At 43.4% G+C, this 18821-nt stretch carries 16 protein-coding genes and 1 riboswitch; of the genes, 8 read left to right on the top strand and 8 right to left on the bottom strand.

All coding sequences use genetic code 11. From position 1 onward, the window contains the following. Positions 1 to 20 precede the first annotated feature (20 nt). The gene (locus tag C170_RS25265) at positions 21 to 1688 is read left to right on the top strand and encodes a glycoside hydrolase family 13 protein (protein ID WP_036615435.1); all 1668 of its coding nucleotides are present in this window, start codon (positions 21 to 23) and stop codon (positions 1686 to 1688) included. A gap of 97 nt (positions 1689 to 1785) precedes the next feature. Here the strand turns inward: C170_RS25265 and C170_RS25260 are convergent, their stop codons facing one another. From C170_RS25260 to C170_RS25245, 4 genes are all read right to left on the bottom strand, one after another. Further along, complete coding sequence (locus C170_RS25260; protein ID WP_036615433.1) at positions 1786 to 2067, bottom strand: GNAT family N-acetyltransferase; 282 nt, start codon at positions 2065 to 2067, stop codon at positions 1786 to 1788. Then, on the bottom strand, positions 2060 to 2311 hold the full coding sequence (locus tag C170_RS25255; protein WP_036616061.1) for a (4Fe-4S)-binding protein: 252 nt from the start codon (positions 2309 to 2311) through the stop codon (positions 2060 to 2062). Before C170_RS25255 ends, C170_RS25260 begins: the two co-directional genes overlap by 8 nt. A gap of 270 nt (positions 2312 to 2581) precedes the next feature. Further along, positions 2582 to 4336, bottom strand: coding sequence for a methyl-accepting chemotaxis protein (locus C170_RS25250; protein WP_036615431.1), 1755 nt, complete (start codon positions 4334 to 4336; stop codon positions 2582 to 2584). Positions 4337 to 4578: 242 nt separating this feature from the next. Beyond that, a complete protein-coding gene (locus C170_RS25245) occupies positions 4579 to 5418 on the bottom strand; it encodes an alpha/beta fold hydrolase (protein WP_036615429.1) in 840 nt (279 codons plus the stop codon). A gap of 151 nt (positions 5419 to 5569) precedes the next feature. On the opposite strand from C170_RS25245, the gene C170_RS25240 reads away from it, so the two are divergent. Then, positions 5570 to 6433: a LysR family transcriptional regulator gene (locus tag C170_RS25240; RefSeq protein ID WP_081746048.1), complete on the top strand. Its 864-nt coding sequence runs from the start codon at positions 5570 to 5572 to the stop codon at positions 6431 to 6433. An 18-nt stretch (positions 6434 to 6451) separates the two neighbouring features. Here the strand turns inward: C170_RS25240 and C170_RS25235 are convergent, their stop codons facing one another. Further along, positions 6452 to 6856: a VOC family protein gene (locus tag C170_RS25235; RefSeq protein ID WP_036615426.1), complete on the bottom strand. Its 405-nt coding sequence runs from the start codon at positions 6854 to 6856 to the stop codon at positions 6452 to 6454. A gap of 307 nt (positions 6857 to 7163) precedes the next feature. On the opposite strand from C170_RS25235, the gene C170_RS25230 reads away from it, so the two are divergent. After that, entirely contained in the window at positions 7164 to 8903 is a 1740-nt protein-coding gene (locus tag C170_RS25230) for an ABC-F family ATP-binding cassette domain-containing protein (RefSeq protein WP_036615424.1), read from the top strand. Between the two features lie 70 nt (positions 8904 to 8973). Here C170_RS25230 and C170_RS25225 read toward each other — a convergent pair whose 3' ends face one another. Next, a complete protein-coding gene (locus C170_RS25225; protein ID WP_036615422.1) occupies positions 8974 to 9360 on the bottom strand; it encodes a hypothetical protein in 387 nt (128 codons plus the stop codon). A 335-nt stretch (positions 9361 to 9695) separates the two neighbouring features. On the opposite strand from C170_RS25225, the gene C170_RS25220 reads away from it, so the two are divergent. From C170_RS25220 to tenA, 5 genes are all read left to right on the top strand, one after another. Beyond that, entirely contained in the window at positions 9696 to 11654 is a 1959-nt protein-coding gene (locus tag C170_RS25220) for a beta-glucoside-specific PTS transporter subunit IIABC (protein WP_036615420.1), read from the top strand. Between the two features lie 72 nt (positions 11655 to 11726). Continuing rightward, positions 11727 to 13169: a glycoside hydrolase family 1 protein gene (locus C170_RS25215; protein ID WP_036615418.1), complete on the top strand. Its 1443-nt coding sequence runs from the start codon at positions 11727 to 11729 to the stop codon at positions 13167 to 13169. 17 nt (positions 13170 to 13186) lie between these two features. After that, entirely contained in the window at positions 13187 to 14038 is an 852-nt protein-coding gene (locus C170_RS25210; protein ID WP_036616055.1) for a PRD domain-containing protein, read from the top strand. Positions 14039 to 14334: 296 nt separating this feature from the next. After that, positions 14335 to 17007: an endo-1,4-beta-xylanase gene (locus C170_RS25205; protein ID WP_036615417.1), complete on the top strand. Its 2673-nt coding sequence runs from the start codon at positions 14335 to 14337 to the stop codon at positions 17005 to 17007. A 206-nt stretch (positions 17008 to 17213) separates the two neighbouring features. Continuing rightward, positions 17214 to 17311: riboswitch (TPP riboswitch) on the top strand. A 113-nt stretch (positions 17312 to 17424) separates the two neighbouring features. Beyond that, complete coding sequence (gene tenA, locus C170_RS25200) at positions 17425 to 18087, top strand: thiaminase II (protein WP_051447394.1); 663 nt, start codon at positions 17425 to 17427, stop codon at positions 18085 to 18087. 210 nt (positions 18088 to 18297) lie between these two features. Here tenA and C170_RS25195 read toward each other — a convergent pair whose 3' ends face one another. Then, positions 18298 to 18594 (bottom strand): spore coat protein, encoded by a 297-nt coding sequence (locus C170_RS25195; protein WP_036615415.1) that lies wholly within the window; start codon positions 18592 to 18594, stop codon positions 18298 to 18300. Between the two features lie 11 nt (positions 18595 to 18605). Next, positions 18606 to 18806 carry a hypothetical protein gene (locus C170_RS25190; protein ID WP_036615413.1) on the bottom strand — a complete coding sequence of 67 codons (201 nt, stop codon included), beginning with the start codon at positions 18804 to 18806 and terminating at the stop codon, positions 18606 to 18608. Between the last annotated feature and the right edge of the window lie 15 nt (positions 18807 to 18821).

Raw genomic sequence — 18821 nt, 5'->3', positions numbered from 1 at the left:
AGAAAGAAGGATTATATTCAATGAAAAGAGTATGGTGGAAAGAAGCAGTAGCTTATCAAATCTATCCGAGAAGTTTTATGGATTCCAACGGAGATGGGGTTGGTGACATCAAGGGGATCATATCTAAACTGGATTATATTCAAGATATCGGTATTGATCTGATATGGATCTGTCCGATGTATAAGTCACCTAACGACGATAATGGTTATGACATCAGTGATTACTGTTCCATTATGGATGAATTCGGCACGATGGCGGACTTTGATCAATTGCTGCATGAAGTTCATCAACGCGGCATGAAACTCATCATGGACTTGGTGATCAATCATACAAGTGACGAACACCCGTGGTTTATTGAATCCAGAGCTTCGCTGGATAACCCCAAACGGGATTGGTACATCTGGAGAGATGGGAAGAATGGAGACGAACCAAATAACTGGGAGAGCATCTTTGGCGGTTCTGCTTGGGAATATGATGAAGTCTCCGGACAGTACTATCTCCATCTGTTCTCCAAGAAACAACCGGATTTGAATTGGGCAAATCAGGAAGTTCGGAAATCCATATATGAAATGATGAATTGGTGGCTGGATAAAGGGATTGATGGTTTCCGTGTGGATGCCATCAGCCATATTCACAAAGAAGAGGGCCTCTTGGACATGCCAATCCGAGAAGGCGTCAAGTACATCTCCTCTTTTGAAAAGCATATGAATGTGAAGGGAATCCAGAGTTATCTGCAAGAAATGAAAGAGAATACATTATCCAGATATGACGTCGTGACTGTTGGGGAAGCGAATGGAGTTAAGGTGGAGGACCAAGAAGATCTGCTGGATTGGATCTGTGAAGTCAGAGGGAAATTTAATATGGTCTTTCAATTCGAACACCTGGACCTTTGGAAAAACAGTACAGACAGGCAACTGGATGTTCCCAAATTGAAAAACGTCTTGACCAAGTGGCAAAAATCACTGGAAGGCGTAGGCTGGAATGCTTTATTTATTGAAAATCACGATCAGCCTCGTAAAGTTTCATCTTGGGGAAATGATACGGAGTATTGGTATGAAAGTGCCACAGCACTTGGAGCCATGTACTTTTTCATGCAAGGAACCCCTTTTATATATCAGGGGCAAGAGATAGGCATGACAAACGTAGCTTATCCTTCCATAGCGGATTATAACGACATAGCCGACCGGAATTTATATCAGATCAAACGCGATGAGGGGATGTCGCATGAGGAGATCATGAACATCATCTGGGCTTCGAGTCGCGATAATTCCAGAACGCCGATGCAATGGTCTTCGGCCAAAGAGGCCGGGTTTACCAGCGGTGCGCCATGGCTAAAAGTGAATGACAATTACGTCCATATTAATGTAGAGAAACAACTCCAGGAACCAGGTTCCATCCTTCACTTTTATAAACAAATGATTCAGCTGCGAAAAGAGCATGATACATTGACTTATGGTATCTATGAGCTTCTGATGCCGGATCATCCGAGTGTATATGCATATACACGTACACTGGCAGATCAACAGGTGCTGGTAGTAATCAATCTTTCTGAACACATGGTGGAGCTTGAGGAAGATGAGCTTGGCCTCGACTTCTCAGAGATCTGGCTTACCAACTATGAGAATGGCATGCTGCCACTGATGTTGCGACCGTTTGAAACCATTGTTGGATTAAGCGTTAAAGTTTAAGTAGGATACGTAAAAAGGCGCCTATATCATGGTTTGAATGATATAGGCGCCTTTTATTGTTGTGTAATCACATGAAAATCAACTGCGACTATTAGTTTTATTGATGGAGAACATCCGCGTATTCAGAGATACGTTCGAAACGTCCCTTGGCAAACGGACATAGAGGTAAAATCTTAATACCGTTTTCCCGCGCGTATTCCACCATAGCTTTGATAAGTTCATCGCCAAGCCCTTGTCCTCGGTAAGCATTTTCCACCAAAGTGTGATCAATGATGTATAGCTCTGGACTCGAGATTACATAGGTCATCACCGCAGCAATGTCACCGTTATCTTGAATAAGAAATCTTTTATTGGCAGGTTCATGTTCTACGTTATGCATGTTCATCCTCTTTCTTTGTTGAATATTCACCGTCCAGAAGCTTATACGTCAATGCTCCGCTTGGACATGTGTCAATATGCCGGGCAATGGCCTCCGAAGTGTCACCATCAGGATCAACCCAAGGACGCTTGCTTAAATCAAAAACAGCAGGAAGGCCCTTTACACAAATACCGGAATGAATGCAAACATCCGAGTTAAACATAACCTCGATATCTTTACCGTAATATAATTTCTCTTTAACCATAATGCATTCACATCTTTCACTGTTGAGTTTGAGTTTGTTTACAGATCGATATCCCAGGCATCCATGGTAAGTCATGTCTGGCAGGCTCTTAATGTTCGAATTATAAATGAGGAATCATTATTAAGTCAACGTGATGAATCTCCTAATTCGTTGGTGGAAGCTGCTGATCAGAACCCTGAGTCCTCCGAAAAATTAACGCTCCAAGAAAGTTATGTTTCCGGCGGCGATTCTAACTTGTCATCTAACAACACCCTTAGCAAGATTGGGAACTTATTTAGTGACTTCGATCTGAAATTGATCGGAATATGATTTTAGGTTGCCTGCAAGACCAGCGAGTTCCCCGGAGATGTTCGACAGTTCGTTTGCCGATCGCTGCTGCTCCACAGCACTAGCCGTGACTTCTTCGGCCATGGCTGAAGTTTCCTCGGTTGCGGAAGCAATATAACTGAGATTCTGTTCCAACTCCTGACGAATAGAGTGCATGTCCATCGTCCGGCTGTCTAAACTCTGAGCCAACTCATGCACTTCGGTCGATAAGCGGCTAACCTGTCCAAATGCCTGGAGACAATCAGCGATCTGTTTCTCCTGTTCCTTAACAGCTACCATATTTGCATCAAAATGACTGCCCATCCGATGTATCTCTTGAACAAATGAACCCAGGATCTCATCAATCTCTTGGATCGAACGTTCGGATTGTTGAGCGAGCTGTCCCATTTCACCTGCAACGACTGCAAAGCCTTTACCCGCTTCTCCAGCTCGGGCAGCTTCAATTGAAGCATTCAGGGATAGAATTTGAGTTTGTTTTAAAATGTTGTGAATTTGACCGCTAATAGAGGAAGCGAGTTCGGATTGAGTCGTCAGAGACCTGGAAATATCCTGTTGATGCTCAACACGCTTGGCATTCTCTCTGCCCTTCTCAAGCAGAACCTCATGTTCACGTGTAACTTGTACTTGAACAGAAGATAGCTGCTCTGAAGTATAAGTAAACTGTTTCACATATGAACCTACTTCATCCATTATTTTGCCCAGATTCTCTGAATGCTGGACGGAGTGTTCTGTCTCTTCAGCCTGTTTCATTGAACCTATGGCAATCTCCTCAATCGCTCTGGAAAGTTCTTCGCTCTGACGCTGGTTTGTCTGAGCGGTTTCCGAAATATCTTTTGATGACTGCTGTAATGTATTTGAACCTTGCTGTATTCCCATCAGAATGTTCGTCAATTGGGCAACCATGATGTTAATCAAATCACTAATGTCACCGAGTTGATCATTGGACATGTGTGTGGATACGACTTTGAGATTCCCATCAGCAACCTGCTCGAGACTTGACTTAATATCGCGTACTTGTCTAAGAATACCTCGTACTACGAATAACATCATGACCAAAGAAAGAATCAGTACAACCACAAAAATCGGGATAATGGTCTGATAAGCATTATTCACAGATGTCGCGGAGACTTGATTCACTGCTCCAGCAGAAATATCAATGCCCAGATAGCCAATGACAGCACCTTGCGAATCCTTGATTGGTGTAAAGGAGGACAATAGCTGTCCCCAAGTTGGATCATCTACAATGCCTGTTGTGACGACTTCACCGCGTAACAAGCGTTCCTGAATCTGGGGATTGAATTCCATTGCAGTGCCGTAAGGACTATATTCCGTATCGTCCCAATTCGCTCCATCTACGGTGTAGATCCACCCGTCCGAAGTTTTGTTATACATATAAACATACAAGGCTCCCGATTGAAGCCTAACTTTAACGAGTTCGTCCCTAAGACTTTTATATTCGTTGCTCTCCTCTGAAGCAGGAGAAGATAATGTCTTAATTAATTCCGACTCCTGACCTAGTTGAGAGGCGGTATTCACAGCCAGCTGCTGATTGTTATGCTGCATGGTCATTAATGATGCATTTTCACTGGAGTCGATGGTTGCCCATATGATTAGACCGCCCATGGCCAGTAGCGGAACCAGAATAATCAAATACAGTTTGAACCTTAAATCCATCTTTTTTTTGCGAGTCTGTTTCACGTACGGTTCCCCCTTGGATGTAATAAAGTAAATATGGCTATTCGTATAACCCCATACTATTTATCGTAATATTGAAGGGGGAAATGAAGACTAATCCTAAATTTGTATATACATATACGCAGATTATAAACTAACAGTATGCAAGGACACCTTGCCATTAACCAAAAAAAGGCTCCACCAGCTTTATGCCAGTGGAGCGCTTAATTTTTCTCTTAGAGATTCTGTTCAATATACAAACCTACTCACGGATGTTTATTGCAGAAACGGTCGATATAATCTGAACATTGCCCCGGTTCATCTTCCATGACAAAATGACCAGCTTTGGGAATGACATGTAGGCAGGCATGGGGAATATCCTGGACAAGCCTCTTTGCGTACATGAGGGGCTGCCATTCATCTTCTTCACCCCATAGAATTTGAACAGGGACCTTCAGCTTGGGTAAATCTGTTCCATAGGATTCAGTATATTTTGCATTATAGTGAGCTACCTGATGGGAGAAAAAAGAGGCTTTGCCCAATGAACCTGCATGGGGTTCCAGATACGCATCAAGTGTATCGCCAGTCATAAGCTCTTTATTATACACTGCCATGGGTAATTGTTTCTTTAGCATGATATCAAAATCTGCACGGGGCATTTGTTCAACCTGTTCAAGCTGTTCTTCAATAATTTTCTTCCAGGTTGGTGAGGGCCACGAATCATAGCTGGGCATGTTGAGTAACGTAAGCGATTGTACACGCTCAGGCTGTTCCAAGGCTAGTTGGACTCCAACAATTCCACCCAGATCGTGGGCTGCAACATGTAAACGATCCATTCCAAGTTCGTCTAAAAGCTGACTGAACAGCGTATATTGTGCTGCCACAGAAGTATCTGCTTCGAGTGGTCTTTCGGATGCTCCATATCCCAGAAGGTCATGTACGTAGACTTTATACCCTTTTTGAACCAGCGCGGGTATTACTTTTCTCCATTCATAGCTATAAGAGGGTGTTCCGTGAAGGAGCCATATGGGAGAGCCTTCTCCGTATTGCTCATAAGCGATTCGATATCCATTGATCAAGATGGATGACGTTGCTGCTGTTTGCATAGTGATTACTCCCTTCCATAAACGTTTGAGATTAAAAATGAAATGGGCTCTTAATGAGCTACATTGAATATAAACGATTGCTTTCCATTAGTGAAATTGATAGTTTATATGTAAACGATCAGTTTTAATGATGTTAAAAAGAAGGGAGCCAATGATGGAAATACGTCATTTGGTCACATTTATTACAATTGTGGAACACGAGGGATTTACCAAAGCTGCTGAACATCTTGGATACGCGCAATCTACAATTACATTGCATATTAAGGCGTTGGAAGAGGAGATTAACTACCCTTTATTTGATCGAATTGGTAAGCGGGTTATTTTAACAGAGACTGGGAAAAAATTGTTGCCACATGCCCAAAAAATGCTTGATCTGTATCATATGATTAAGGAAGTGACTGCTGCACAAGGTGAATTAACGGGTAATATCGTGATCAGTATTGGGGAAACGTTATTGATCTATCGTTTTCCTCCTATTATTGAAGAGTTCAAAAAATTGCATCCTCATGTCAACATCGAGTGGCACCAATTAGATTCCGTACATTATACAGAGAATTTGATGCAAGGCAAAAGTGATATTTCCTTCATGTTGGGGACAGAGGTTCATGATCCCAATCTGTACAGTGAGAAATTGGCTGAGGAGCCCATGATGTTGCTGTACCCCAATTCATTTGAGCTACAACGGGACATTGTACGAAGCAATTTACTTTTTACCGAAAGAGGTTGCGGTTATCGCACATTGTTTGAACAATGCATTGAAGAGTATCAGATTGGGATTACTTCCAATATTGAATTCTGGAGTATTGAAGCTGTGAAACAGTCGATATTGAGCGGTATGGGCATATCCTTGTTACCTCGAATTACGGTAGAGAAGGAGCTGAAGGAAGAAAAACTTTCAGGTCAGCAGTACAAACAAAATCTAGCTACGCAGTTGCTGTATCCCAAAAACAAGTGGATCTCTCCCCAAGTAGAAGCATTTATTGAGATCGTTAGAAAGCATGCCTCCCTTTGGTAAGCTCATTTCAACTGTCCTTTATAACCTACCACTGAACCGTTGGATTGCTTCCTCGGTCACCGGCGTGAAGAGATTAACCAGATTACCGTCAGGATCGCGAAAAAGCACAGCACGATTCCCCCAGAGCATTGTGGTAGGTTCCTTTACCCACTCATCAACAAACGGCTTCAAGCGCTCGTATTCGGCATCAACATCGTGGACGTGGAACTCAATAATGACAGTACGATTGTTGGCCGCCACAGCGGAACCAGCGCCAAACAGTTGCACCGTTTGGGAGTGGCCGATCGCTAGAGTGCACGATGGCATAACGAGTTCGGCAAAGACAGGTGCAGGGCGTTCTGCTGAAACACCCGTAATTTTCTCATAGAACTCGACAAGACGATCCACGTCATCAGTAATGATACGCACAGAAGCAAAATTCACGAGATATCATCCTTCCTATAATAAGTAATACATTTTGGATCAAAAACACTTCGCATTTACTTTTACTCCTTTACAATTGCTTACTCCAACTATACAAATACACTACTGACAACAGTATGTCAGTAGTGTTTTACGAAGAAACCACCGTCCACTAGCCATCATTCTATAGAACGTATTAGAGTTTCAAAGTGAGGGTAAGTGCTAAAAATCGATTGTACTTGGTGGTAAACAGTGTTACTCTAAAAGTCTGTGTTCGACAATATATTTAATATTAGCCACCAATTTAGTTGTAAAGAAAGGTAACACTATGATAAAAGTTGAAAACCTATCCTTCTCATTTCCACAAAAGGAACTATATAAAAACATTTCATTTACGTTTGAAGAGGCACAACATTGTGCTTTTATCGGAACAAGCGGCAGTGGAAAAAGTACATTGATCGATATCCTGATGGATCCGGAACGATATTTGTTCGAGGGCAAGTTAGAGATAGACCCCGATTGCAGAATCGGGTATGTGAGTCAGTTTTTGCAAGTAGACAAAACAAAAGAAATGACCGTTTTTGAATATATCGCAGAAGAATTCATCAAGATACAAGATGAAATTACAGCGATTTATGCGGAGATGGCCACCACATCGGATATGGATTCCCTGATGGAAAAGCTTCAATTGGCTTTGGATGCATTCGAGGCGATGGATGGGGATAATTACGAAAAAAACATCAATAAACAGTTAAACCTTGCCAACCTCATGAAGCTCAAAGATCTTAGTATATCCGCCGTAAGCGGCGGGGAATTCAAACTTATTCAAGTGATGAAGGAAATGCTGAATCGTCCAGACTTCATGATTATGGACGAACCTGATGTATTTTTAGACTTTGAAAACCTGAACGCGCTTAAAAAATTGATTAACACACACAAGGGAATGTTGCTGGTCGTTACGCACAACCGATATCTGTTGAACCATTGTTTCAACAAAATCATACACCTAGAAAACACAGAGCTCCAAGAGTTTGACGGGCGATATATCGATTACAACTTCTCACTGCTTCAGTCTAAGATCGAACTGCAAGAAATCGCAGTTGCTGAAGCTGAGGAAATTGAGAGATACGATCACATCATCGACAATCTTAGAGAGATCGCCACATATAATTCCGAAGCCTCCAGAGGCAGAGCGTTAAAAGCCAGAGTCAAGTTTCAAGAGAGATTGGAAGCACGTCGAATAAAAGAGCCATTTGTCGATATCAAACAGCCGAATATCCGTTTTGGAATCGATAAGGAAATGGAAGACACCGTTGTGGTTAACGTCAATAACTATAACGTTTCCTTTGACGAGTTGCTTTTGGAAAATGTGAACTTTGAGATCAAATCTACAGATAAAGTAGCCCTGATCGGTCCTAACGGTACCGGGAAAACGACTTTACTCCGAGAAATCTTTAAAAATAATCAGGATGCCATTGAAATAAATGCTGATGTTAAAGTGGCCTATTTATCTCAGGTTCAAGGCGAAATGCTAAAAGATTCGAATACCATCCTAAATGAATTCATTGATTCCGGCTTTCAAACGTATGATGAAATTAGATCGTATCTTCCAAACTATGGCTTTGAAGGAGAAATCCTTGATCAAAAGATTGAATCGTTATCTGGTGGAGAAAAAAACATGCTTCAACTGGCTAAAGTTTCTGCCAGTCAAGCCAACGTATTGCTCCTGGATGAACCGACAAGCCATTTAGACATCTATACACAAATCGCATTGGAGAAAGCCATTGAAGACTACAAAGGTGCGATTATCATGATTTCTCATGATTTCTATTCGGTTGTAAATGGTATGGATTATGTTTTAATTATCGAGGACAAAACGATTAGTAAAATGAGTATAGAAGAATTTAGACAGATGATTTATGCGAGTCATTTTGATGAAAACTATCTAGAAAATGAACAAAAGAAAAAGTCTGTTGAAATGAAAATTGAATTGGCTTTAAAAGATACTAATTTTGAACTTGCAAAGAGTTTGGTTGATGAGCTAGAAAAGCTGATTAAGTTGCTTTAGACAAGGTGAATATTCCAAAAATCTAAATCCCCCTGTATGTGGATTAATCCGCATACAGGGGGATTTACTTCTAGAAACAGCTAAACGAGCTGATTCGCTGCAGATCAATGCCGGTGTATAGCCAGAAGAAGCCATTCCAACGGAAGCCAGCCACCGAGTTTCTACCTACAAATACCGGGTACATCCAGAAGCCGGGACCACGATCCGGCCAAATATATGTGTAGCGAAACAGGCAGCCGGATATGGCTCTTGGATCTACCGCATATAACGAAGCGGGTTGCTGTGGAACGAATGATGGTGGCGGTCCGGTAGGTGCCTGCACGCCTTGTGGTCCGCCACCACCTCCACCCCCGGGGAACGATGGCGGACCAGGAAATCCGCCGGGTCCTCCTGGTCCTCCGGGACCCCCAGGTCCGCCAAACCCTCCACCAGGTCCAAAAGGAGGTAAAAATGTCATATCACATCACTCCTGTTCATTAGTCTAATGTATTGTATGTAGGCAAATGAGAAGGGGAATGGGTGGAAGCCTATAGAAGGCTGCTAATAATCAAGTCGAATCAAGCAAATTAAAATGCAGAAAAATGTCGAATAAAGTGATTGCTAACTAATTTATTGTGTGATATTATGATCCAGTAAACGTTTACATCGATAACGAATTGAATATTAGCAGTGTTTGGCTGTTACTGGTAAAGCAGGCATGACCAAAATGATTTTGCATTTTCCTTATGTGAGTAGGGGAGGGCATATCGTTTTGGTCTTTTTTATATCCAAATTCAGAAATGAGGCATTGGTATGGATTATCGCAAGTTGGGACAAGAGATAACGGAATTGGTTGGGAAGAAAGAGAATATCGCTCGGCTTACGCACTGCGCAACTCGACTTCGGTTCGAACTGCACGACATCTCCAAAGCGGAGACAGAAAAACTCAAAGCACTTCCAGGTGTCATTACCGTTGTGAACAATGGTGGACAATACCAGGTCGTTGTGGGCAATGAGGTGCAGCAGGTCTACCGAGTTATCACTCAGCAGATGGGTTCGGCTACCCGAAGTGCGGACTCCAAATCGAATTCTGGCAAAAATAACGGACCAAAGCAAAAACAGAGCTGGATCTCCAGATTCATCAGCGTGATCTCAACAACATTTACTCCGGTAATTCCGGCAATCATTGGCGCAGGTATGATCAAAGCGATATTAGCCGTACTTGTGCTGACAGGCCTCGTAACGACGGAAAGCCAAAACTACTATATCCTTAATACCATTGCGGACGCGGCTTTTTATTTCATGCCTATTCTGCTGGCTTATGGAGCTTCCATTAAATTTGAAACAAGTCCCATTCTGGCGATGACAGTTGCCGGCGTGTTATTACACCCGGGATGGAGCGCCCTGATGGCGGAAGGAAAAGACGTGTTTTTCATCGGTGTGCCAGTTCGACTAACCGATTACGCGGGCTCCGTACTGCCGATTATTATCGTCGTTTGGCTCATGTCCTATATTGAACGTTTCGCGGATCGGGTATCGCCCTCAATGATCAAATTTTTCACGAAACCAATGATTGTACTATTGATTACAGCACCACTTGCATTGGTGGCGATTGGGCCTTTCGGAACGTACCTGAATGATCTGGTTGCGATGGGTGCAGAAGCGATCAATGCCAGAGCCAGTTGGCTGATTCCGTTGTTAATGGGAACTTTGCAACCATTCCTGATCGTAACAGGTACCGCATGGGCCATGACGCCGATTGCAACTAGCCAACTGACCAAAAATGGATATGAAATGATCAACGGTCCCGGAATGCTCGCGTCCAATATTGCTCAAGGTGGGGCCACCCTTGCTGTAGCATTGAAAACCAAAAACAAAAAACTGAAACAGCTCGCTGCTTCATCCGGTTTCACCGCTGTGCTGGGCATCACGGAACCATCCTTGTACGGTGTAACGCTGAAACTGAAGAAACCCTTAATTGCCGCAATGATCGGTGGTGGTGTAGCAGGGATATACGCTGGTCTGACCGGATTAGTACGTTATGCCTTCGTGTCTCCAGGGCTTGCCGCGTTACCTGCATTCATTGGCAGCAATCCGATGAACATCGTTCATGCCATTGTGACTTGTATGATCGCTTTTATCGTTACCTTTGCTCTGACATGGATCATTGGTTTTGAAGATCCAGTGGAAGATGAAGAAGAAGGAACTACCAACGTTAACGATGACAAGACACTTTCCGGGCAGCCTGTTCAAGACAACAGCCCAAGCACACAGTCTTCTACAATAACAAATGCAAATGTACCGAGCCAAAATGAATTACGTCCACTTACGATCGCCAGCCCGATGCAAGGGGAATTAGTCCATCTAGACCGTGTACCAGACGATGTCTTCTCTTTGGGATTACTGGGTAAGGGTGCTGCCATTATTCCTGCCAAAGGAGAACTGTATGCACCAATCGCAGGTGAAGTTACGGCTTTCATGGACTCCAAACATGCGGTCAAATTAAACGGTTATGATGGAGAAGAGGTGCTCATTCATATTGGAGTGGATACCGTCAACCTAAAGGGGAGACATTTTGACTCTTCCATTAAAGTAGGGGATCGCGTACAACGGGGTGACTTGTTGATCCGCTTTGATATCGATGCCATCAAGGCAGAAGGGTATGAAGTCATAACCCCGATCATTATCGCCAATTCGGATCGTTTCTCGGATATTAAGCTGGAGAAGCAGAATCCTGTGGAGGTTGGAGCAACCATTATCCATCTTTCGTAACAAACGTAATACGATACTTCATATGGTCCGTCATATATCATGATCAACATTTAAAATGAAGGAGTGCTTGAGATGTTATATCAACAGATCAAACCATTCCCCAATGAATTTCTGTGGGGAGGGTCTACCTCGGCCTATCAAGTGGAGGGAGCCTGGAACAAAGATGGCAAAGGCCTGTCCGTCATCGATATGTGTGATCATCCGGCTGGAACCGCCGATTTCACGGTTGCGAGCGATCACTATCACCGGTTCAGAGAAGACGTGAAGCTTTTTGCAGAGCTGGGCCTCAAAGCATATCGTTTTTCAATTGCATGGACTCGAATCTTGCCTTCAGGCACAGGGACTGTTAATGAGAAGGGACTCGATTTTTATCACCAATTAATTGACGAATTGCTGCTCCATGGTATTGAGCCCATTGTGACCATGTACCATTTCGACTTACCCTACGAGCTTGAGAAAACCGGAGGATGGAACAACCGGGGGACGATCGATGCCTTCGTCGAGTATGGGCGTATCTTGTTTGAGCATTACGGGCATAAAGTGAAATATTGGTTGACCATTAATGAGCAAAATACGATGATTCTTCATCCAGGTGCTATTGGTACACCAAAAGGCGGGCGTTTGCCATCCAATAAGGAACTGTATCAGCAAAATCATCACATGTTTGTAGCTCAAGGCAGAACGATGCGACTATTTCATGATATGCTCCCGCAAGGTAAGATCGGACCTGCTTTAAACATGACTTCCATGTACCAGGCAACCTCCAGACCAGCCGATGCAGTCGCTGCTCATAACTGGGAGACGATTCGTGGATGGGGTTTTCTCGACTTATCGGTGTGGGGACGGTATAATCCATTATTCTGGAGTTATTTACAGGAACGCGGCATCGAGCCGGTTATTGAGCAGGGTGACATGGAAGATATCCAGTTTGGCCGCCCCGATCTGGTAGCAATCAACTACTACTCGACGGCAACCATTGCCGCCAGTATGGGCGATGCGTCGGATGTTACAGCTCGTGCGGGTGATCAGCAAATTATGCTTGGCGAGCAGGGAGTATACCGGGCCGCGGAGAATCCTTATACGGAAAAAACGAAATATGGTTGGGTCATTGACCCGGTTGGCCTAAGGCTGACATTGCGTAAGGTATGTGAACGATATGGTCTCCCTATTCTAATTACGGAAAATGGTATTGGAGCCCCGGATGTACTTGAGGCAGATAACACCATTAACGATACGTACCGGATTGATTTTATCGAGAAACATCTGGAACAGATCAGACTGGCTCTAACGGATGGAGTAGATGTGATTGGTTATTGCCCTTGGTCCGTTATTGACTTGGTAAGCACACATCAGGGGTATGGGAAACGTTATGGAATGATCTATGTAAACCGCGGTGAACAGGATCTGAAAGACTTGAAGCGTTTGAAGAAGAAAAGCTTCTCGTGGTATCAAGAGGTCATTAAACAGAATGGCAGATGTATCGGAAATTCGGATCAGGCGGTCACGAAAGAATAAAGGATCGTGATGAATGCATGAGAGTAATCAAAATATTAAATAACAGCTTGCTTCTGATCAAAGATGAACAGGGGCAAGAAATGATTGTCATGGGAAAAGGGTTGGCATTCAAAGGCAAAGTCGGCGAGCGACTGGATGAAGAACACATCCAGAAACGATTCATTTTGCAAAATAATCCGTCTGCCCAGGCTTACGTACGAACCATCGAAAACATGCCAGATAAACATGTGAATGTCATAAACAAACTGATTACCAATGCAAAAGAAAAGCTGTCTCTTGACGATCAAATCTTCTTCACGCTTATGGATCACTTGTCATTTGCCATTGAACGATGGAAAAAAGGTGTAGCATTACAGAATCGCATGTTATGGGAGATCCAGAGGTTTCATCCTGTCGAGTTCGAACTGGGGGTTGAAGCTGTTCAGATGCTGAATCTAGAATTGGATATTGAACTGCCGGAGGAAGAAGCAGGGAATATCGCCTTTCATTTCGTGAATGCCCAAACACATGAGCAGAATATGGAGCGCACGGTGCAATCCGTTAAGATGTTAAAAGATATTTTTAACCTGATACAATACACCTTTGATATGCAATTGAACAAAAATTCCATTCATTATGTAAGACTTGTCACACATTTGCAATTCTTCATCCAGCGTTTACAAGAAGGACGTCTGGGCAATTCGGCGAAAGATTTTATATTTCAACACATGGTGAAGGAGCATCCGTTTGAATACAAATGCGCGGAGATGATTAAAACCTACGTGCAGAATATGCTGGATATCTCCATATCAAACGAGGAATTATTATATTTGATGATTCACATAGCTCGAATTGTGCAGGAGGATCAGGGTCACGAGGGACGATTATAAAACAAAGTTTATATGCCTGTTAGCAGACAGGAAAAAAGATACTTTCTAACGATGACCGTTTTCTCGTATTTTATCGGGAAACGGTCTTTTATTTTTGCAAATATGTAGCGGTTTTTTGATATCCCTTGCGAACGAACTCCAGCTTCCTAAACCCACATGAGATTACCAAGTGATAACATTTTATTGTAATTATTGTAAATTTGTTATATGTAAGCGTTATCCAAAGAGCTATAATCTATTTATCTGGATGTTAATCCGTTCAGAAATACTTAGACCAAATCAAGAGGAGGAATTGTATGAAACGGTTAGGTCAATGGAATATAACGGCCTTGGTTCTTGTGCTCGTACTCGCCATGCTTCCATTTACGAATGTCTCACATGCAGCCAAAGCAGTTACGGAAGTGGAGGGAGGTCATTTGAGTACAAACTTTGAAGACGGTACACTTCAGGGGTGGACTCCACGTACAGGTAACGAAAGGCTGACAGTGACACAGCAGGAAGCACACGAAGGTCAGTCCAGTATGCTGGTCGCCAACCGTGAGCGTTCCTATCATGGACCGATGTTATCCATGAAGGATCTGCTTAAGCGTAACCAAGAGTACGAAATTGCGGCATATGTAAGACTTACTCAGGAGCCCACCACGGATCAAACATTACAGCTCACCACATATAAAAAAACAACTGCCGAAAGCTGGAACCCAATCGGTAGCGTGAAAATTGCCAAAGCAGAATGGAATACATGGCACAAAATCACCGGAAAATTTCAGTATAGCGATGATCCCACTGAATTGAATTTGTTCATCGAAACACCCTACATCTCTGAAGATAGCGTAGATACGTTATCGTTCTATGTGGATGATGTATCATTTACTCTGGCCGAGCAACTGGAGATTGAAGAAGGGATTCTGTCTCTGAAAGACCTGTATCAAGATGATTTCCCCATTGGTGCAGCGGTGTATCGCTGGCAGTTGGAAGGCGCATATGGACAACTGCTCACAAAGCACTTTAACAGCTTGACCGCAACCTACGAGATGAAACCGAAGTACATGTCTCCTTCCGAAGGTGTTTATGAGTTCGAGGCAGCCGATCAATATGTTCAGTTCGCCGAGGAGCATGGTATGGGCGTACGCGCACATGCGTTGTTGTGGCATATTGATGCAGCAGAGTGGATGTTCAAGGATCCTCAGGGTAACCCTGCGAGTCGAGAATTACTACTTGCCCGGATTCAGGATTACGTTGAAACCGTCATGACCCGATACAAAGGTAAGATCTATGCCTGGGATGTGGTAAACGAGGCGATTGCGGATAGCAATGGTGATGCCAACGGTTTACGTAAAAGTCCCTTTTATGAACTAATTGGTCCGGATTATATTGAGAAAACCTATGAATTCGCTCGTGCAGCCGATCCGAATGCCAAATTATATTACAACGAATACTTCACGGAAATCTCTGAGAAAAGAGAGCATATGTATCAGTTGGTCAAACGACTGAAAGAGAAAGGGCTCATCGATGGTGTGGGTTTGCAATCCCACTATAACCTGGAATCCCCGCCCATCAAGGAAATTGAAAAAACGATCAGCATGTTCGCCGAACTTGGATTGGATATTCAGATCACGGAACTGGATGTGGATAGCGGAATTCCATTTGGTGAAGAGATGTCCGATGAAGTTGCAGTAAAGCAGGCGTATCGATATAAGGAACTGTTGGATTTGTACAAAAAACACAAAGACCACATTTCTTCAGTTACCTTATGGGGACTCCAAGATGAGAAGTCTTACAACAACCAGGCTATGCTGTTTGATTCAGCCCTGAAGGCCAAAAAGGCATACTGGGGACTCGTGGATGAATCCAGTTTGCCTGTGTTGACGCAGAGAGCCGTCTCACTTTCGGGTAAACCGGATATCAAAAAACAGACACAAGATCCGCTCTGGAACAAAGCGGTGTCTACTCCACTGAAGGGTGACTCTTCGGGATCAGCCAGTTTCCGCACTTTATGGGATCATAGTAACCTGTATATCCTCGTGGATGTACAGGATGCAAAGGCAGATGTGAATGACAGAGTAGATATCTTTGTTGATCTCAATAATGGCAAGACCACTTCATATGAAGCAGATGACCGACACGTAATCATTAAGCGGTCGGGCAAAGCTGAGGGTGTGGAGCAGCGTTCATATCGTGTACGCGAGACAAAAGCCGGATATCAGGTTGAATTGTCCATTCCGTGGGGTGGTATCCAAGTCGGATCAGAATATGAAGCCGGATTGGATATCCGTGTGACTGATGGCGGTTCAAGTGGGACACAACCTTATAATCCACTGTACTGGAATGATCGAACACAATCTCAGGAACAGGATACAAGCAAATACGGCGTGATTCAACTCGCCCCTATGCCCAAATCTGCACAAGCTGTGCAAGGGATTGTTCAGATTGATGGGAAGAAAGACACATCATGGAATAAGGCTGCACCATTTGAAGTAAAACGGTTGAACCAGAGCGAAGGTGCAGAGGCAGTGGCTCGCGCAATGTGGTCAGGTGAGTATCTATACCTGCTGATCGACGTCACTGATCCAAACATCATTACAGATAGTATCAACCCATGGGATCAGGATTCGGTTGAGATTTTCCTGGACGAGAATCACCAGCGCACACCGTATTTTCAATATGATGATGCCCAGTTCAGAATCAGTGCAGACAATGTGGGAACCTTTGCAGGGGGTGCCTCACCTGGACGCCTTGTAAGTGCTGTGAAGAAAACAAATAAAGGATATCTCGTAGAAGCCAGAATTCATTTACAATCATTGACGCCCAAAGCAGGAAATGTTCTCGGTTTCGAGCTCCAAATTAACGACAACCAGGGCGGAGGTAAGCAGAGCGTAGCCAAGTGGAATGATACGACCAATGAGAGCTGGAGAAATACTTCCCAGTACGGAATACTCACTTTTGTCGGAAAGAACAAACTCGGGCATTAAACCATCGGCAGTAGTTGCAAGAATAGAAACCATCATAACAGTGGCTGAAACTCAACCATTGTTGTGATGGTTTTCATCGTTTACATACGTCACCAAAGGTGATGAGGGGCGATACAATCTTCCTTGACTATATTTAACAGCCCTTGATATACTAAATGGATGTTATTTTATCTTTTATGGGAATAGGAAAGTAATCAACTACATACAACCGTTTGCGAGGGAGCCTTAACCGGCTGAGAGGGTGTTAAACCGACCTTACCTGATTTGGATAATGCCAACGTAGGGATGCAACGATGAAACACTGTACTTGGGTAGCTCATGCGAACCCCCTTGTTTTAGTGTATTTGTCTGCGAAACATCCATAGGATGTTTCGTTTTTTTGTTTTTAAATACGTACATTATGAATTGGAGGAACACATGTTGACTATTTCAGAGAGACTATATCAGGCAGCACAGCCTGTGTGGAAGGAATGTCTTGAGCATCCCTTTGTTAAAGGAATCGGAGATGGTTCCTTAACGGTTGAACAATTTCGTTATTATTTGCTGCAAGACTACTTGTACCTGTTCGATTATGCCCGCGTATTTGCACTAGGTATTGTCAAGTCGCACGACCCCAAATTGATGCAGTTTTTTAGTGAAAACGTAGATAACATCCTGAATGGTGAAATGAAAATTCATCGTTCTTATATGGAGCGATTAGGAATTACAGAGGATCATGTTTTCCAGGTAAAACCTGCCCTGAAAAATGCAGCCTATACTAACTATATGCTCTCTGTTTCCCATGCGGGTGGCATAGAAGAAGTACTTGTATCCATTCTGGCCTGCTCATGGAGCTATGCAGAGATTGGTCAAGTCCTTGCCCAAAAGCCAGGTGCAGCTGAGCATCCTTTTTACGGAGAGTGGATCACAGGATATGCTTCCTCTGAATACAACAGCAACAATCAATCCCTAGTGACGTTAACTGATAAGCTATTAGAAGGCTGTAGCGAGGGAACGTACCAACGGATGGAGGATATTTTCGTGATGTGCAGTCGCTTTGAGCTTGATTTTTGGGAAATGTCATGGAAGCTGGAGCCTTAAGTTCACTGTAGTCAATTAAAGTAGAGAGCAGCGGCCATAAACAGTCTCAGGATAGAAATAAGTAGAATACGTAAAGGAACGCTTGCAATAAGCGTGTTTCGTGACGATGCCAAAAAAAGGGCGGATAGTATCCGCCTTTTTTCATTGTTGAAATTCTTGACACAGGGACATTTTGTTCTCTGAAGTCTCTGGCTAAAATCAAAAAGGGTGTCAGGACGGAATGTTCATAGCAGTCTGAATGTTTTTCAGATCGAGCTGAATTTGCTCTGCAATATGGTAAGGGTGGTATAAACCATGCTGCACCATGTAATTTGATATCTTTTCATGAGAATCTATGGCTTCATCGAGCTGTTTCATCAAAATTTGTTTGATTTCGGGGGTGGCACATTCGGTCACAGCCATGGCGTAGTTTCTGACACCGCTCTTGGCGTTCATCAAAAAATCCATTGCGATCACGTCATCGGTCAGCGTATTAAGACCAGTCATGTGTTCTAATATTGGGTTCATTTTTTTATCTCCTATACAGTCGCTTTAGACAGCACTCCACCGAGCTCCTGAAGCTGCTGTTGTGATAAGATCGCATCTTGTTGCAAAATTTGCTTGAGCTCCGGGTCGGTTACCAGAGCTTGCATGGTCTTGGATTTAGTCATACAAACCGTCTTGAACGCAGCTATTTCATGTACCTCGAGAATCTCATGCAAAGCGTATGTGGAATCCATTCAGATTGTCCTCCC

It is taken from the genome of Paenibacillus sp. FSL H7-689, assembly GCF_000517905.1.
Classification (GTDB): Bacteria; Bacillota; Bacilli; order Paenibacillales; family Paenibacillaceae; genus Paenibacillus; species Paenibacillus amylolyticus.
Note: the sequence above shows the minus strand (reverse complement) of the source record. Positions and strands in the feature narration are given on the sequence as shown.

Bases quoted from the DNA above. Each gene is read 5' to 3' on its own strand.
- C170_RS25215 (WP_036615418.1), top strand. From the start codon at position 11,727: ATGTTATATCAACAGATCAAACCATTCCCCAATGAATTTCTGTGGGGA.
- C170_RS25260 (WP_036615433.1), bottom strand. From the start codon at position 2,067: ATGCATAACGTAGAACATGAACCTGCCAATAAAAGATTTCTTATTCAA.
- C170_RS25220 (WP_036615420.1), top strand. From the start codon at position 9,696: ATGGATTATCGCAAGTTGGGACAAGAGATAACGGAATTGGTTGGGAAG.
- C170_RS25205 (WP_036615417.1), top strand. From the start codon at position 14,335: ATGAAACGGTTAGGTCAATGGAATATAACGGCCTTGGTTCTTGTGCTC.
- C170_RS25240 (WP_081746048.1), top strand. From the start codon at position 5,570: ATGATGGAAATACGTCATTTGGTCACATTTATTACAATTGTGGAACAC.
- C170_RS25225 (WP_036615422.1), bottom strand. From the start codon at position 9,360: ATGACATTTTTACCTCCTTTTGGACCTGGTGGAGGGTTTGGCGGACCT.
- C170_RS25245 (WP_036615429.1), bottom strand. From the start codon at position 5,418: ATGCAAACAGCAGCAACGTCATCCATCTTGATCAATGGATATCGAATC.
- tenA (WP_051447394.1), top strand. From the start codon at position 17,425: ATGTTGACTATTTCAGAGAGACTATATCAGGCAGCACAGCCTGTGTGG.
- C170_RS25265 (WP_036615435.1), top strand. From the start codon at position 21: ATGAAAAGAGTATGGTGGAAAGAAGCAGTAGCTTATCAAATCTATCCG.
- C170_RS25190 (WP_036615413.1), bottom strand. From the start codon at position 18,806: ATGGATTCCACATACGCTTTGCATGAGATTCTCGAGGTACATGAAATA.
- C170_RS25195 (WP_036615415.1), bottom strand. From the start codon at position 18,594: ATGAACCCAATATTAGAACACATGACTGGTCTTAATACGCTGACCGAT.
- C170_RS25230 (WP_036615424.1), top strand. From the start codon at position 7,164: ATGATAAAAGTTGAAAACCTATCCTTCTCATTTCCACAAAAGGAACTA.
- C170_RS25210 (WP_036616055.1), top strand. From the start codon at position 13,187: ATGAGAGTAATCAAAATATTAAATAACAGCTTGCTTCTGATCAAAGAT.
- C170_RS25255 (WP_036616061.1), bottom strand. From the start codon at position 2,311: ATGGTTAAAGAGAAATTATATTACGGTAAAGATATCGAGGTTATGTTT.